This is a genomic window from Photobacterium sp. BZF1 (assembly GCF_014349205.1).
Taxonomy (GTDB): domain Bacteria; phylum Pseudomonadota; class Gammaproteobacteria; order Enterobacterales; family Vibrionaceae; genus Photobacterium.
The window spans coordinates 55,245-70,707 of sequence record NZ_JACSOF010000008.1 but is presented as its reverse complement, the minus strand read 5'-3'; the positions used below and the strand labels follow the sequence as shown (position 1 = coordinate 70,707).

Below are 15,463 nucleotides of genomic sequence, written 5' to 3'. Positions count from 1 at the left end.
TAGGGATTTGAACCCTAGATACGCTATTAACGTATGCCGGTTTTCAAGACCGGTGCTTTCAACCACTCAGCCATCTCTCCGTAAGTGCGGCGTATAATAATGTAGGATATTCTTGTTGTAAACCCTACAAATAACCGAATGCTCAGTTAACCACCATTTTCGGTGTATTTATCGAAAATAGTGATTGATTAGGCCACTGCATCGCGAATACGGCGATAAACCGTCACCAAAAAGAGAACGACTGCACCACTGAACAAGCCTATTGCTGCATTGACAAACGCAGGCAACATCAGAGCGCCACCAGGAACCACCGCTGCTTGGTGGGTTAAATGTTCAATCAAAACATGCGAGTGCGGCATACTGTGCACCACAATGCCGCCGCCGACCAAAAACATCGCAATGGTGCCGACGATAGCCAAAAACTTCATCAGGTACGGGGCAGCGTCTACCAATGTTTCTCCAAATCCCCGCTTCAATGTGCCAGGTTCACTATTGCGGACAAGGTACAGGCCACCATCGTCTAGTTTGACTATTCCTGCTACCAAGCCGTACACCCCAATGGTCATCAGTAGCGCTATAACACTGACCACCAGCACCTGCGTCAGCATGGCGGACTCCTGCACCGTACCCAAAGCGATTACAATGATCTCAGCAGAAAGGATAAAGTCCGTCCGAATTGCACCTTGTATTTTCTTTTTTTCAAACTCGGCAATATCTTGGGGTTCATCAAGCTGTTTGAGTTCTTCATCCTCCTGAGTCCGGGCTGGGTGAAGCATTTTTTCCACCACTTTTTCGAACCCTTCGAAGCATAGGAACAAACCGCCAATGAGTAGCATTGGCGTGATCAACCACGGGGCAAAAGCACTGATCAGCAGTGCGGCCGGCACCAGGATCAGCTTATTGCGAAACGACCCCTTAGCGACAGCCCACACCACAGGGATTTCACGCTCGGCACGTACCCCCGACACCTGCTGGGCATTGAGCGCCAAGTCATCTCCCAGCACCCCGGCGGTTTTGCGTGCCGCCACTTTACTCATGACCGCCACATCATCGAGTACGGTGGCAATATCATCTAACAGAGTTAATAAGCTCGCTCCGGCCACTAATCACCTCTTTATCTTTATTGTACTGATTAACTGTAGTGAATATTTAACGGTTCTAGCCACCACGGAGAAGCAATCAAGAGACAACATCTAAATAAGAAATTCATTGAAGATCTCGCGGCATCGAGGATCCCCCGCTAGAATGTAACAAGATATTACCATTAATCAGCCTCTTGGCGAGATAGATATTATTCAGCGATGACCTACCATCGCTATTTGGGAACTCTTTCAGTCACATTTCATTATCACGGAAGCTAGCTTACCTATTTGCGAGGTGACAGGCTTATGGCGATTGCCATTGTCTTGATAGTGATAGTTGTGGCATCCATTGCCTTTCATTTCCTCAGCCCTTGGTGGCTGACGCCTGCTGCATCCAACTGGGGCGAGATTGATGATGCCTTCAACTTAACCTTGGTGATCACCGGAGCATTTTTCATTGTCATCAACCTGATGATTGCCTGGTTCGTGTTCAAATATCGTCACCGCAAAGGCCACAAATCCACTTACCAGCCTGACAACAAACGCCTCGAAGCTTGGCTTATTGGCTTAACTACTGTGGCGATAATCGGGCTATTGGCGCCTGGGTTAGTCGTTTACGGCAAATTCGTGGCTGTGCCTGATGATGCCAAAGAAGTGGAAGTGGTTGGCGAGCAATGGAAATGGAGCTTTCGCTTCCCAGGAGAGGATAACCAACTGGGCAAATCAGACGTTCGTTTTATCAGCCCAACTAACCCATTGGGGGTTGATCCTGATGATCCGGCTTCCAGCGATGACAAGATCATACTAACCCCCGAGTTGCACCTACCACTCTACTCACCCTATAAGGTGCTGCTCAGATCCAAAGATGTCCTGCATGATTTTAATGTACCGCAATTTCGCGCCAAGATGGATATGGTGCCCGGTAGCGTTACTTACTTTTGGCTAACCCCCACCCAACGCGGCACCTTTGATATTTTATGCGCAGAACTGTGCGGCGTAGGCCACTACAATATGCGCGGCAGAGTGGTCGTTGAAGATGATGCCCAGTTTGGCCGCTGGCTCGCCAAGCAACCGACCTTTGCCCAAACCCAACAGCCCGCATCAGAAAGGGATACGCCTATCACCGACCCTGTTGAGCACGGCAAAACCCTCTCTGAAGTCAATGGGTGTATAGGTTGCCACAGTATCGACGGTAAGCCCGGTGTCGGCCCTACCTGGCTAGGACTGTACGGTAAGACTGAAATTATGTCAGACGATACGGAAGTACTGGTTGACGACGATTACCTCAAAGCCGCTATTCTCAACCCCAACGCAGAAATCGTTAAAGGTTACCCACCTATCATGCCCGTCTACCAATTTAGCGATGAGGAAGTGGACGCCATCATTGCCTACATCAAGGTAGTGTCATCGCCCGAAGCCGATCCCGCAAGAGCCGATAACGGGGAAGAAGATAAAGAGGGAGCACAATAATGTTTGAAACCAGCCCCTATGCCGTTAAGAAGCGTCCGCAGTCTTTCTGGACCAAATATGTCTGGAGCCAAGACCACAAGGTTATTGCCATCCAATACACACTCACCGCCATTGCCATGGGGATGATAGCGCTTGTGCTGTCATGGATTATGCGGCTGCAGCTCGGATTCCCCGGCAAATTCGACTTTATCGACGTCAACCTTTATTACCAGTCCATGACCCTGCATGGCATGATCATGGTGGTGTACTTGCTGACGGCCTTGTTCTTGGGAGGTTTCGGCAATTACCTTATTCCTTTGATGGTCGGTGCAAGGGATATGGTTTTCCCCTACCTCAATATGCTCAGTTTCTGGTTTTACTTTCTTGCCTCACTCATTTTGGTCGCCAGCTTTTTTGTCACAGGCGGGCCGACTGGGGCCGGCTGGACGCTCTATCCGCCGCAAGCCATCATGCCCGGCACGCCCGGTACCGACTGGGGGATAGTACTGATGCTTATCTCGCTAGCGGTGTTCATTGTTGCCGCTACCATGGGTGGGCTTAACTATGTCACGACGGTGCTGCAGGCCAGGACAGAGGGCATGACCCTATTACGCATGCCACTGACGGTATGGGGGATTTTCACCGCCTCTGCGATGGCACTACTGGCCTTTCCCGCCTTGCTGGTCAGCGCGATCATGATGTTGTTCGATAAACTGCTGGGTTCAAGTTTTTTCATGCCCGCTATTTATTCAATGGGTCAACAGGCCGGATACGACGGTGGTAGCCCGATCCTATTCCAGCACTTGTTCTGGTTCTTCGGCCACCCGGAAGTGTATATCGTGGCCCTGCCAGCCTTTGGTATTGTCTCTGATCTCATCAGTATCCATGCCCGCAAAAACATCTTCGGCTACAAAATGATGGTCTGGGCGATACTGGGCATTGCAGCCCTGAGTTTTATCGTATGGGCCCACCACATGTATGTCAGTGGCATGAACCCCTATTTTGGTTTCTTTTTTGCCACCACAACGTTAGTCATTGCAGTACCCACAGCAATCAAAGTCTATAACTGGCTGTTCACCCTCTGGCGCGGCGATATTCACCTCAGCCTGCCGATGCTTTTCGCTATCGCCTTTATGAGCAGCTTCATCATCGGTGGGCTAACCGGTTTGTTCCTCGGTAACGTGATTGTCGATATCCCGCTCTCCGACACCTACTTTGTGGTGGCCCATTTCCACATGGTAATGGGTGTCTCGCCTATTCTGGTTATCTTCGGTGGGATCTATCACTGGTACCCTAAGGTAACAGGGAGGATGATGAACCAAGTCATGGGACATATTCATTTTTGGGTCACCTTCCTCGGCACCTATGCCATTTACTTCCCGATGCATTACCTCGGCATCCTTGGCATGCCAAGGCGTTATTACAACTGGGATGATTACAGCTTCATTCCGGAATCAGCGCAGTCGATGAATGCCTTTATCACTATTGCGGCATTGGTTGTCGGTGCAGCCCAGATCCTGTTCTTGGTGAACCTGTTCTGGAGCTGGAAATTCGGCAAAGTTGCCGACAGCAACCCGTGGAAAGCCACTTCGCTTGAATGGTTTACCCCAGACACGCCACCCAAGCATGGGAATTGGGGAGAAGAACTCCCTGTCGTTTACCGCTGGGCCTATGATTTCAGCGTTCCCGGTCATGACAAAGACTTCATTCCGCAAACGCAGCCACCGACCGCTGAGCCAGCCACCGACTCATCAGGCGGAGGTGGTAGCGAGTCGACGGCAAAGGCCGATAAGGAGCGATCATGAGCAAATCAGTCGAAACACTGACCCAAGATCCCAACGCTCGCTACAGAACCCAACTGCAGGCACCGACATCTACCGCCGTCTGGTTGCTAATCGCCGTTATCACTATGTTCTTTTTCCTGTTTACGGTTGCTTACCGGATAAGGATGACGCTGCCTGACTGGCAGCCTATCAGCGAACCTTGGCAACTTGCTGTCAGCACCGTGATGTTAGTCATGAGCTGCGTCACTATGCACCTGTGTTACCGCAAAGCGGCATTGCTTCCGTCATTGCGGGCGAACCATGCCCTGTTGGTGTGGACTGTCATTTTCACCTTCGGCTTCGTATTCAGCCAATTATGGGCGTGGCAAGCCTTGCTGGAAGCTAACCTCGGCGTAGGCAGTTCACCTGCCGCCAGCTTTTTCTACCTGCTGACCGGGTTGCATGGCCTACACGTTCTCGGCGGGCTAATTGCCCTTAGTTGGGTCGTCTTCTATGCAGGGAGGGGGCATCACAATCAGCTCTATCCGGCCCTTCGGCTTTGCACCCGCTACTGGCATTTTTTATTGTTTGTATGGCTGTTTTTACTCGGCCTACTTCGTTTGACATAACCGGAGGTGTTCCCCATGCCTCGTTCTGCTTATTCCGATGACCATCCAACTCACCATGCGTGGGCATCACTTGTCAATGATTACGCTGCCGACAAAGCAGTGTTCAAGGTCTCATCCAACAAAACGATGATGTGGATATTCCTGCTCAGCGATATCTTTGTCTTCGGCTGCTTCCTAGTCGGCTATATGGCGGTAAGGATGACCACCACCGAGCCCTGGCCCAGCCCGAGCGAAGTCTTTGCCCTGACTATTGCAGGCCATTCCATCCCATTAGTACTGATTGCGATCATGACTTTCATACTGATCACCAGCAGCGGCACCATGGCGATGGCCGTTAACTGTGGCTACCAGAACAAGCGGGGAGCAACCGCGTTACTGATGCTCATCACCGCCTTGCTCGGCCTCAGCTTTGTCGGTATGCAGGCTTTCGAATGGAGCAAGCTAATCGAGGATGGTTTCCGGCCATGGGGGAACGAGGATGGTGCCGCACAATTCGGTGCCTGCTTTTTCATGATCACCGGTTTCCACGGCCTGCATGTGACAGTAGGTGTTATCTATCTGCTGATCGTGGCGTGGAAAGTGTGGCGGGGAGACTATGAACGGCGGGGTAACACATCACAAGGAAATTACGAGATCGTCGAGATAGCCGGTTTGTACTGGCACTTCGTCGACCTTGTCTGGGTCTTTATCTTTGCGTTTTTCTATCTCTGGTAGCGAACTCCTGAAGGAGGACACGCATATGGCTAGCTCAACAAAAAACAACACCCAGCAAAAACACCCGATCAGCCTCTACTTGGGAATTTGGCTACTGCTTTTCGTACTCAGCGCACTGTCATATATGGTGGATTATTACCAGCTGGAAGGGTTTCTGCGCTGGAGCTTAATCTTAGTGTTCATGGCGCTGAAAGCGGGACTTATCGCCAGTATCTTCATGCACATGCTATGGGAGCGAATGGCCTTGGTCTGCACGATATTCCTGCCACCGCTAGTGCTTTTGGTGCTCGTCATCCTCATGGCGAGCGAAGCAGAGTATATCTTCGCACTACGGGAGAGGTTCTTTAGTTAACCGGCAACTCGTCCGCTTCGTCATTAAAAAACTCAGGTAACGAAGGAGGGACAGCCTGCCAGGCTTTCCCTTGCTGCATTTTTTCATGGCTGTACTCAAACAGTTCGGCCATAAACTCGTCGCTGTAAGGCGATACGTATTCCGATGTCTCAAAGTCCTCATCAATATAAGCTAAGTTGAAGTTTATCCCCTGCTGGCGGGCATTGTGATAAATATGTTCAACATCACCGATACCCTGATTCAGCATTAGAGTATTGATTGCCCTCTCACTGATACGGCTTAGCTTGTATGATACCGGCTGGAACTCTGATTTCAGGCTGCCGTTACGGATCACATAGAGATTCTGTTCAACCTTCAAGTCACGCAGGTCAACCCAAGAAGGAGCGAAGAATACTTGGCGTATCACCCCACCATCAACGTGTAGTTCATCGAAATGTTGACCGCCTTGCTCGAATTCTATCTTTCTTGCTGGGAATGCCCCTGGTACCGAACTGCTCGCAATAACGATCTCCTGTATCAATGCTGTTGCTTCAGGAGTACCGTACTCGGCGATACGACCGATATTCCAAAGAGCAAGCCGCTGGTTATCGATATTGGCTGTCCCAATAATTAAATGTCGCCCTTTCTTGTTTTGTTCGGCGATTTCAGCCACTAAGTCATCATTCAATATCTGGCGAACTTTCTGTTCGAAGGGAGAGGTATCCAGCAGGGATTGGTTACGCACAAGCGAAAAGATATTTCTGAAATGGAATAAATCGGTGAAATCAGTCTCGGTGTAAAGCTCGGTCAGCACATCGTCATAATCACTACCAAGGTATGCAAAAACAGAGACAATGGCTCCGGTAGAGATCCCGGTAACCACATCAAACTGTGGCCTGTCTCCCCGCTCTGTCCAAGCGGTCAAAATACCTGCAGAGAATGCACCATTGAAGCCGCCACCGGACAGGGCCAGATAATTTAGACTCTGCTTATCTTGGCTCTCTTCAATCCAGATCTCGGTTTTACTTTGAATCATGCCGTTTAGCTCTGTGGGGTTATATTCGTCCCACATCCTGATCGCCTCAAATGAATGAGGCATCATTGTAAAAGTAACCGGATCGGGATTACGCTCCGTGCTTGAGCACGCAGTGAGTACAACAGCCAACAATAAAGCACCAAAGCGCTGCACAATTTATTCCTCAAAATATAACTACGAAATATTGTATGGGGATAAGCTGTCAGGTGGCTGAATCAATTAGTAACGTAAACTCTTAGTTTCACACATATCGAAAAACAAAAAGCCCGCATAGACATATCTAATGCGGGCTCAGCGTCAGTCAACTATTACCTAGAACCAAGATACCACCTGATCCATGTCTCGGCGGGTTTTGGCAAACGGAGGCTCATCTTCGCGGTAACCTAAAGCAACCATAACCGCAGGTTTGTAGACTTTAGGGTCAATACCGAAGTGCTTCTCCAGTACATCGATAGTTTTATCCATTTCAAACCCTTCGATTGGGCATGAATCGATACCAAGCAGTGCCGCTGCAGTCATCACGTTACCCAGTGCAATATAGGCTTGGCGGGCTGACCATTCGGTAATTTGCTGTTCGCCTTCAATCTTGAAGTCATGCTCTTGGAATTTCTGGAAAGCCTGATTGATAAAACCAATCACCTCTTCCGGCAACTTCTTCACTTCACGCATGTGTTGCTGCTGATATTCAGAGTTGTGCTTCATTGTCGCATCGGTATGGGCAAGGAAAATGACAAAATGGCTTGCCGTACCTAGCTGACCTGCCGTGCCATTGAATGCACCGTTTGCGCCCCAGCTGAACTCGCGGAACAGTTCGCGCTTCTCTGGTGACTGGACTACGAGGATCTGCCACGGTTCAAAGCCAAATGAGCTAGGTGACAAGCGTGCCGCTTCCAAAATAGTATTGAATTCGTCATCGCCGATCTTACGAGTAGGATCAAACACTTTCGTTGCGTGGCGAGATTTGAATGCTTCTAGGATTTGCGCCTGAACGTCTTGGGTTGGTTTGATATCTTTCACTGTACTAGCCCTATTTCACTTCGTTATGGACAATTCTTCCCACACAGTATTTCAGTCTGTCATCCTGTGCGGCTTGGTGGCTAGTTTGATGGTTTTAGCGTGAAGGAAAAAGGGTTAGAGGTGCCAATGACTTTGGGTCATTTTGTCCATAGTTGCTATCAGTGGTATTCCCCCAAAAGAAAACCTCACACCAACATACTGTTAGGTGTGAGGTTGTGAAAGATAAAATGGCGAATCAATTATAAGCTCCTGCCGAATAGGTAAGCTCATAGCTGTGTGAGTAAATCTCGAGGATATTGCCAAACGGGTCTTCCATGTAAATCATGCGGTAAGGCTTCTCTCCCGGGTAGTAATAACGCGGCTCTTTCATCCGTTTCTTGCCCCCGGCAGCCACCACTTTTTCTGCGAGCCCTTCGACATCTGGGTCCTGAACACAGAAATGGAAGATGCCGGTTTTCCAATACTCGAAATTATCTTCGGGGTTCTCTTGGTTCTTGAACTCGAAGATTTCAACCCCTACCCGGTCTCCGGTCGATAGGTGGGCGATACGAAAGCGCTCCCATCCCGCCCCGAATACATCGGTACACATTTCACCAATTGCGGAGTCGTCTTCGAGGATTTCAGTCGGCTCCATGATCAGATACCAACCCATAACTTCGGTATAAAATTTAACAGCAGCGTCGAGGTCCGGTACCGAGATACCGATGTGTGAAAAGGTACGTGGATAAGGGATCATCATTTCACCTCTCTATCAACCTGAGGGCACTCATTGCCTTCAATTGTGGTGGGAAGATGATGAAAGAATAGTTGCCTTTGGGTGAAATATAAAATTATCGGCCAAGTTAGGCTGGATAATTTTAATTAGGAAAAATATAAAGTTACGCTATATATTATACGCAGGTTCTAAGTTGCTCGATCACCTGCTTTATCTAGCCATTTCTTGTTGAGATAGCGATAGATCGCAGCTTGCTCCCCTGCCGACAAAGACCAACCCAATTGATGGTGACGCCACAGAATATCCTCGGCAAACACGACATAGCCTTCGCTTATTAGGTAATCAATTTCTGCTGCATAAATATCGCCAGCAATTAACTCACCCATATCTTCAAGGTGTTCGACACCGGCCAGGAAGTGAAATACCTCCTCACCAAACATTTCAGCGTACCGGTTACGCGCAGAAGACGGTATCCAGTTAAAGCTCTGACCGAGCCAACCAAGGATATCACCCCCAATTAGGGCGCTCTCTTTTGGAGTCGCAATCAAGGAGGCGTTAATCAACATTTGCTCTATGCGGTTTATACCTCTTTTGACTGCAAGGTCCATTTTTCGGTAAAACAACCGCCAATCAGCAATGGGAAAGAGTGGAAAATCAGTTAACATCAGGGGTCTTCATTGTTATGTGTAAAGTGCCCCTGCAAAATGCAGAGGACACTCATTATCAAACGACAGGATCAGTCGATAAGTTGATTGTTTTCATCAAAGAACGGATAAGGACCGTCAGCATCATCGATATAGCTGATATGGCTGGTTATCCCCTCGGGTGACAGCCTAAACAACTGGATGGCAACCGGCTCCAATGAAAAAGATGATGGCGCATTGGGGTCTAGATCCAATGACACCGAATGGCTGTGGGAAGGCCCCACCCATACCGGTAATCCCTGCCAGGTGGCAAAAATAGGCCGGTGCAAGTGCCCTGCAACAATACCTTTAACATGGGGATAGCGCTGCAACACCTGATAAAGCTGGTCGTCATTGAGCAGTTTCTGGACATCCATATGAGATAATCCAACCGTCATCGGCGGATGGTGCATAAACAACAGGGCCGGTTTATCTTGGCAATGAGCCAATTCATTATCCAACCACTCAAGTGAAGATTGCGCCAGCATGCCATATGGCTTTCCTACCACGGAAGTATCTAACCCTATCAGTTGGTAGCCACCCGCAAACTCGGAGAAATGGCAATACTCATGCTCGGCAAAAGTGGCAATCGTGCCCAGCGCTTCGCGCAAATGGGTGCGATGGTCGTGGTTACCCGGAACTACCTTGAGCACTGGCTTGAGTTTGGCTAATTCAGGATAAATCACCTCGTATTCACAAGGCTCGCCAAAGTCTGCCAAGTCGCCGGTAACAACGACCATATCCGGCATAGGTTTCAGGTTATTGATGTGCTCGACGGCATTTTGCAAGCACTTCAGGGTATCGACCTTACGGTAAGCCCGCTTTCCTGCCTTCTTGATGTGCAGATCGGTTAATTGTGCAATCAACATGAATTATTGCCCCTTCAACAAGACAACACGTTGTGGATTGAACATCAACACAATCTCTTGCTGGTCAATGTACTCCTCCCTTGCGAAGCAATCGACGCAGACGGGTTCCTGCTCCTCACCCACTTCCGCCATAACTCGGGTTCTGTCACCTAGGAATACACTGGATATCACCTTACCCGGCACCCCCTGCTGACCGGCAGGGAAGATTTCGATATCTTCAGGGCGGACCATTGCCGTTACCGCCTTACCGGTTTCGACCCCATGCAGGAGATCCGACGAAAGAGGCATGACCGCACCTTCACCCAAGTCAAGGGCATCGCCAGAACGGACACCAATCAGGTAATTCATCTGGCCAATAAAGTCTGCGACAAATTTGCTTTTCGGCGCGAGGTAAATGTCTTCGGCACTGCCTATTTGGGCTATTTCACCATGTTCCAGAACAGCGATACGATCGCCCATTACCATGGCTTCTTCCTGATCGTGTGTTACGTAAATAGCGGTAATGCCAAGGCGTTTTAGCAACGCATTGATATCGGTGCGCAGGCGCTTCTTCAGCTGGGCATCCAAAGCCGAAAGCGGTTCATCCAACAATAGGACATGAGGCTGGGTAATAATCGCCCGAGCCAAGGCAACACGTTGACGCTGACCGCCCGATAGCTGGTCAATACCGCGGTTGGCATAAGACGTCAGGTCAAACATTTCGAGCATTTCCGCCACTTTGGGCTGGCGAACCTCTTTACTCTCACCACGCACTCGCAGGCCGTACTCAATGTTTTCGGTGACATTCATATTGGGGAACAAGGCGTAAGACTGGAAAACCATACCAACCCGGCGAGACTCAATCGGCAGTTTGGTGACATCCTGATTGCCAAACATGATCTGGCTGCCTTCATCGGCAAACTCGAGGCCGGCAATCAATCGAAGCGTGGTTGTCTTGCCGCAACCCGACGGGCCAAGCAGCACCAGGATCTCCCCAGCATCAATGTCCAAATCCAATGGTTTTAACGCTAGGGTACCGTCGTCAAACGTCTTTTGAACATTTTTTAGCGTAATGGCAACGCTAGAACTTTTTAAACTCATTTTTAACTATCTCACTGAAAGTCGCTGCTATTTCGCTGCTTTCTTGTTAAACATCTGCGCTGCCACAAGCAAAGGCATAATCAAGCACAAGAAGATCAAGGTGTAAGCTGAACTCACTTCAAGCCGCATCGAAGCGTAAGAATCAGCCAGGCCAACCGGCAAGGTTTTGGTCAGCGGGGTATGCAGCATCCACGTCAGGTTGAATTCGCCGACCGACAGGGTCAGGGTCATCAAAATACCGCTGATAATACCCGTTTTGCAGTTCGGTACTATCACATGGAAGAACCGCTGCCAGAATGTCGCCCCCAAACTTGCCGCGCCTTCTTCCAACGCTTTGAAGTTGATACTATTTAGCACAGCCAATACTGACTTCACCATAAATGGCAAGGTGAAGATAACGTGACCGACCAGGATAAATAGCCAACTGCTCCGGAAATCACTGAATCCACCGTAAACAGAAATAATACCCAGCGAAATCGCCATACCCGGGATGGCAATTGGTAGTGTCAGGCACTCTTCAAATACAGCGCTGAACTTAGAACGTTTACTGGCAAGGTAATAGGCACAGGGCACCCCAACCAACATATTGATCAAGGTGGTCGCCAACGCGATTTGTAGCGTTAACCAAATCGTATCCGAATACAGCGTCCATACCTGCTCTACCCATTTCAGGGTCAACCCACTTTTCACCCCGACAAAGTAATTATTGGTCAAGCCAGCGGTCACCGACATCAGAACCGGCACAATCAAAAAAGCACATGTCAAAATCGTAAACAGCAACTGGGCATAGAAGAACTTGTCTTTTTTCATCACTTAACCTCCCATACTGACAGATGCTGCACCCTTGATGCGCGCAACAGCCAAGCAAACCCAGGTAATACCGCCTAGCACCAAGCTAAGTGCCGCAGCCATGGCAAAATTGGCATTGAGTGTAAATTCGGTATAAATCGTCATCGGTAACACATTGATGTTGGTGGCCAATGTAAAAGCGGTACCAAATGCCCCCATCGAGGTAGCAAAACATACCGAACCCGATGAAACCAAACCTGGAGTCAGTGCTGGCAGGGTAATATCCCTTAAGATTTGCCAGCGGTTGGCCCCGAGGGATCTCCCTGCTTCGAGCAAGCTGTGATCCAACTTCTCCGCCGCACCCATTACCGTCAGCACGACCCGAGGAATGGAGAAATACAAATATCCGAGGAACAGACCAGCCATTGTGTAGGCAAACATCCAGCGCTCACCGGTCAGAGCTAGGCTAACTTGGGCAATCAACCCCTGGCGGCCTGCCAACATGATGACGAAAAAGCCAATAACCACGCCCGGAAAGGCCAATGGGAAGCTCAACATCGCGACCAGCAATGACTTGCCTTTAAAGTCATTCTTGGTCAGGAATAAGCCAATAACGGTTGAAATGACCAAACTGGCTAAGGTTACCAATACCGATAAAACGATAGTGGAAAGCAAACTCGAGTAATACGCTGGGCGGGTCAATATATACCAGTAACTCATTCCACCGTCGCTCTCAAATGAGAGCCAAAATAGTTTTGCCACCGGCAACAAGAAAAAAGCAAGGCTAATTATCAGTGCTGGAATAATTAGCAAACCATGATGTATTTTTTTATTCATGCCAATAGAGGGTGGGGTTACCCCCACCCCGTTAATTAGTTAACTTCGTTAAGGTAACGCTCTGCGAAATGATTTTGTGCTTCAGCCATTTTGCCGAAGTCGACAGTCACCGCGCGCTCATAATCTGTATCTGGCAAGAACTTGGATTGCGTCTCTTCACTCATGGTGCCGGCAATAACGGGACGCAGATATGCCTCGGCCCAATGCTGCTGACCTTTTTCAGACAACACATAATCCAACACTTTTCGGCCATTTTCCTGGTTCGGTGAGTTCTTCACAGCGCTCATGACATAAGGCACCACGATAGAACCCTCCGCTGGGATCACAAACTCAATATTGGCCATATCGTTATATTTTGCCCGGTAAGCATTGAAATCATAATCAAGCAAAATTGGGATCTCACCGGAAATGACTCGGGCATAAGCCGTCTGGCGCGGAACCATAGGACGGTTTTTCTTCAACTGCTGGAAGTATTCAATCGCTGGGGTAAAGTTATCCAAATCGCCCCCCATCGCTTCGTTGACCGCAACCGCACTGGCATAACCGACAAAAGCACTGGTTGGGTCTAGGTATCCCACCATACCGCGATATTCCGGCTTGAGCAGGTCATTCCAAGACTGCGGGACATCGGCCCCATCAAGGGCATCGGCGTTGACGAAGAAACCCATTGTGCCGGAGTGGATTGCAAACCATTTGCCTTCAGGATCTTTCAGGCCTTCAGGGATTTGATCCCAGTTGGCCGGTTGGTAAGGTTCAACCACGCCTTGTTCGGCGGCATTGATCCCGAAAGATACGCCGTAATAAACCACATCGGCAACCGGGCTATTCTTTTCCGCCACTAACTGAGACAGCGCCTGGCCGGAGTTTTTGTTATCCATAGGAACACTGATATCGAGCTCCTTCTTGATTTCAACAAGCTGCCCGCCCCAGTTCGCCCACTCCGGCGGACAGTTATAACAAATAGCATCCGCTGCCTGAACGGCTGTGGTGGCAAAACCGAAAGTCAACAATGCCACTTTTGAAAGGTGTTTACATTTCATCATTTCATCCCAATCCAATGAATAAGTTGGTGCTACGCATCTATTGCCGACACAGTACCTTCCAGGCTCAGCTGAAAATCCAGTTCGCGCTGGAGAGAAAGTTCTGTGTTATGTTTTGAATTAAATAAAAGGTCTACCGCGCAGCTGCCCATTGTTTTATGGGGCACCCGCACAGTTGCCAAAGGGGGGTGGACGATTTGTCCGAGAGACATACCATCAAACCCCACAACCGATACTTCATCGGGTACTTTCATTCCCGCCTGATGAAAGTGATTAATCATCTTCAGCGCCAACAAATCATTACTGCAGAACCAAGCTGTCGCCATGGCTGCCTTGATGACTTCTTTATGCTGGCTGTAGGGCGCCATTTCAGTCGGGTCGACCTGAAGCAGCAGAGCCAGTTCAGCCCTGTCGTCTTGTTCAATACGCTGCTTGAAACCCTCATAGCGCTGCCTTGCCCGGTCGGAGGCACTGAAGTGTCCCGCAGCCACGCCAAACCGATAGTGGCCAAGCCCAATCAACTTATCCGCCACCTGCCAACCTGCCTTGAAGTTATCAACAAACACTGCTGGCTCTTGAGCTGCAGATTTGTTGTAAAGCAGGCAAATGGGAAAATTGAAGTCTTTCAGCAAAGCCAACGCTTCATTTTGCTCGGTATTTGCCACGGTCAGGATCACTCCGCCTACACGCTGGCGGATAAGATCCACCACCGCCTGTTGCTCCCGGCCTTTGTCATATTGGGTATCCACAATAATGGTGGAATAACCAAAATACCGGGCCCGTTCTTGTATCGCGGCGACAATCTCTGAAAACACCGGATTCAATAAACTTGGGATCAACACACCAATCGTTGGGTTGTGGTTCATTTCTATCCGCTTGGCTTTTTGCTTTGGGTTATACCCCGTTGCTTCAACCACCTTGCCAATACGCTCACGGGTCTGCTGGCAAATCGTGCCGGTATTATTCAAATACCGCGACACTGTGGCCGGAGAAACTCCCGCCAACGCGGCTACATCTTTAATATTCATGTCCCCTCCCAAGGAATGGAGGGCAGATTAGGGTGTAGAAATGACGATTTCGTGACAAGAAAAAGTTTAAATAACGCTAAATACCAACTTTTACTCCTTATTTAATGAATTTTAACCGCAACTTTAGCCATGAAATGCATTCGTTTCACTCTGATTCCTCACCTGTTTCATAATTTATCCAATTAGCCAAAAAACATGACATTCCTCACAAATATTTTCAGAGCAATAGTTAGAGCATAAATAAGCAATAATGGTTTCCACCAACTCATTATCAATCAATTCTATAAAGTCATTCCTCACTGACAGCTATTATCAATAGCGAACATCACGACTACTATTCAAACCAAGCAACGGGCAAGGCAATACGCCTAGTCCTCGTTCCCAGCAAAGTAGCAAGTAAA

General features: G+C 49.0%; 16 protein-coding genes. 5 read left to right on the top strand and 11 right to left on the bottom strand.

Annotation, left to right across the window (positions count from 1 at the left end):
* Nucleotides 1-188 precede the first annotated feature (188 nt).
* Nucleotides 189-1,103 (bottom strand): DUF808 domain-containing protein, encoded by a 915-nt coding sequence (locus tag BIZ37_RS03055; protein ID WP_187460244.1) that lies wholly within the window; start codon nt 1,101-1,103, stop codon nt 189-191.
* A gap of 285 nt (nt 1,104-1,388) precedes the next feature.
* Here BIZ37_RS03055 and BIZ37_RS03050 point away from each other — a divergent pair, with 285 nt between their 5' ends.
* From BIZ37_RS03050 to BIZ37_RS03030, 5 genes are read left to right on the top strand one after another with little or no spacing between them, the layout of a single operon-like run.
* Entirely contained in the window at nt 1,389-2,552 is a 1,164-nt protein-coding gene (locus BIZ37_RS03050; RefSeq protein WP_187460243.1) for a cytochrome c oxidase subunit II, read from the top strand.
* Nucleotides 2,552-4,336, top strand: coding sequence for a cytochrome c oxidase subunit I (gene ctaD / locus BIZ37_RS03045; RefSeq protein ID WP_187460242.1), 1,785 nt, complete (start codon nt 2,552-2,554; stop codon nt 4,334-4,336). Before BIZ37_RS03050 ends, ctaD begins: the two co-directional genes overlap by 1 nt.
* Nucleotides 4,333-4,923 (top strand): cytochrome c oxidase subunit 3, encoded by a 591-nt coding sequence (locus BIZ37_RS03040; RefSeq protein ID WP_187460241.1) that lies wholly within the window; start codon nt 4,333-4,335, stop codon nt 4,921-4,923. The genes ctaD and BIZ37_RS03040 overlap by 4 nt, the downstream gene beginning before the upstream one ends.
* A gap of 15 nt (nt 4,924-4,938) precedes the next feature.
* On the top strand, nt 4,939-5,637 hold the full coding sequence (locus BIZ37_RS03035) for a heme-copper oxidase subunit III family protein (protein WP_187460240.1): 699 nt from the start codon (nt 4,939-4,941) through the stop codon (nt 5,635-5,637).
* A gap of 25 nt (nt 5,638-5,662) precedes the next feature.
* On the top strand, nt 5,663-5,989 hold the full coding sequence (locus BIZ37_RS03030; RefSeq protein ID WP_107297165.1) for a cytochrome C oxidase subunit IV family protein: 327 nt from the start codon (nt 5,663-5,665) through the stop codon (nt 5,987-5,989).
* Here BIZ37_RS03030 and BIZ37_RS03025 read toward each other — a convergent pair.
* The 10 genes from BIZ37_RS03025 to BIZ37_RS02980 all read right to left on the bottom strand — a co-directional run bounded on the left by BIZ37_RS03025 (nt 5,982) and on the right by BIZ37_RS02980 (nt 15,062).
* Nucleotides 5,982-7,040, bottom strand: a complete 1,059-nt coding sequence (locus tag BIZ37_RS03025; protein ID WP_187460239.1) for a patatin-like phospholipase family protein — start codon at nt 7,038-7,040, stop codon at nt 5,982-5,984. The genes BIZ37_RS03030 and BIZ37_RS03025 overlap by 8 nt on opposite strands.
* A 276-nt stretch (nt 7,041-7,316) precedes the next feature.
* Complete coding sequence (locus BIZ37_RS03020) at nt 7,317-8,021, bottom strand: NAD(P)H-dependent oxidoreductase (RefSeq protein WP_222939565.1); 705 nt, start codon at nt 8,019-8,021, stop codon at nt 7,317-7,319.
* Between the two features lie 235 nt (nt 8,022-8,256).
* Nucleotides 8,257-8,757: a lactoylglutathione lyase family protein gene (locus BIZ37_RS03015; protein ID WP_201797807.1), complete on the bottom strand. Its 501-nt coding sequence runs from the start codon at nt 8,755-8,757 to the stop codon at nt 8,257-8,259.
* 167 nt (nt 8,758-8,924) lie between these two features.
* Nucleotides 8,925-9,302 (bottom strand): hypothetical protein, encoded by a 378-nt coding sequence (locus tag BIZ37_RS03010; RefSeq protein ID WP_187460238.1) that lies wholly within the window; start codon nt 9,300-9,302, stop codon nt 8,925-8,927.
* Between the two features lie 170 nt (nt 9,303-9,472).
* Nucleotides 9,473-10,288: a phosphodiesterase gene (locus BIZ37_RS03005; protein WP_187460237.1), complete on the bottom strand. Its 816-nt coding sequence runs from the start codon at nt 10,286-10,288 to the stop codon at nt 9,473-9,475.
* A gap of 3 nt (nt 10,289-10,291) precedes the next feature.
* Nucleotides 10,292-11,368, bottom strand: a complete 1,077-nt coding sequence (locus BIZ37_RS03000; protein WP_187460236.1) for an ABC transporter ATP-binding protein — start codon at nt 11,366-11,368, stop codon at nt 10,292-10,294.
* A 27-nt stretch (nt 11,369-11,395) separates the two neighbouring features.
* Entirely contained in the window at nt 11,396-12,178 is a 783-nt protein-coding gene (locus tag BIZ37_RS02995) for an ABC transporter permease (protein ID WP_187460235.1), read from the bottom strand.
* A 3-nt stretch (nt 12,179-12,181) separates the two neighbouring features.
* Entirely contained in the window at nt 12,182-12,994 is an 813-nt protein-coding gene (locus tag BIZ37_RS02990) for an ABC transporter permease (protein WP_107297172.1), read from the bottom strand.
* 35 nt (nt 12,995-13,029) lie between these two features.
* Nucleotides 13,030-14,037, bottom strand: a complete 1,008-nt coding sequence (locus BIZ37_RS02985; protein WP_237156882.1) for an ABC transporter substrate-binding protein — start codon at nt 14,035-14,037, stop codon at nt 13,030-13,032.
* 29 nt (nt 14,038-14,066) lie between these two features.
* On the bottom strand, nt 14,067-15,062 hold the full coding sequence (locus BIZ37_RS02980) for a substrate-binding domain-containing protein (RefSeq protein ID WP_107297173.1): 996 nt from the start codon (nt 15,060-15,062) through the stop codon (nt 14,067-14,069).
* Nucleotides 15,063-15,463 lie beyond the last annotated feature (401 nt).

Coding starts and splice junctions, on each gene's coding strand:
- BIZ37_RS02995 (WP_187460235.1), bottom strand. CDS start 12,178: ATGAAAAAAGACAAGTTCTTCTATGCCCAGTTGCTGTTTACGATTTTG.
- BIZ37_RS03010 (WP_187460238.1), bottom strand. CDS start 9,302: ATGTTGATTAACGCCTCCTTGATTGCGACTCCAAAAGAGAGCGCCCTA.
- BIZ37_RS03000 (WP_187460236.1), bottom strand. CDS start 11,368: ATGAGTTTAAAAAGTTCTAGCGTTGCCATTACGCTAAAAAATGTTCAA.
- BIZ37_RS03050 (WP_187460243.1), top strand. CDS start 1,389: ATGGCGATTGCCATTGTCTTGATAGTGATAGTTGTGGCATCCATTGCC.
- BIZ37_RS03030 (WP_107297165.1), top strand. CDS start 5,663: ATGGCTAGCTCAACAAAAAACAACACCCAGCAAAAACACCCGATCAGC.
- BIZ37_RS02990 (WP_107297172.1), bottom strand. CDS start 12,994: ATGAATAAAAAAATACATCATGGTTTGCTAATTATTCCAGCACTGATA.
- BIZ37_RS02980 (WP_107297173.1), bottom strand. CDS start 15,062: ATGAATATTAAAGATGTAGCCGCGTTGGCGGGAGTTTCTCCGGCCACA.
- BIZ37_RS03025 (WP_187460239.1), bottom strand. CDS start 7,040: ATGTGGGACGAATATAACCCCACAGAGCTAAACGGCATGATTCAAAGT.
- BIZ37_RS03040 (WP_187460241.1), top strand. CDS start 4,333: ATGAGCAAATCAGTCGAAACACTGACCCAAGATCCCAACGCTCGCTAC.
- BIZ37_RS03005 (WP_187460237.1), bottom strand. CDS start 10,288: ATGTTGATTGCACAATTAACCGATCTGCACATCAAGAAGGCAGGAAAG.
- BIZ37_RS03015 (WP_201797807.1), bottom strand. CDS start 8,757: ATGATCCCTTATCCACGTACCTTTTCACACATCGGTATCTCGGTACCG.
- ctaD (WP_187460242.1), top strand. CDS start 2,552: ATGTTTGAAACCAGCCCCTATGCCGTTAAGAAGCGTCCGCAGTCTTTC.
- BIZ37_RS02985 (WP_237156882.1), bottom strand. CDS start 14,037: ATGATGAAATGTAAACACCTTTCAAAAGTGGCATTGTTGACTTTCGGT.
- BIZ37_RS03035 (WP_187460240.1), top strand. CDS start 4,939: ATGCCTCGTTCTGCTTATTCCGATGACCATCCAACTCACCATGCGTGG.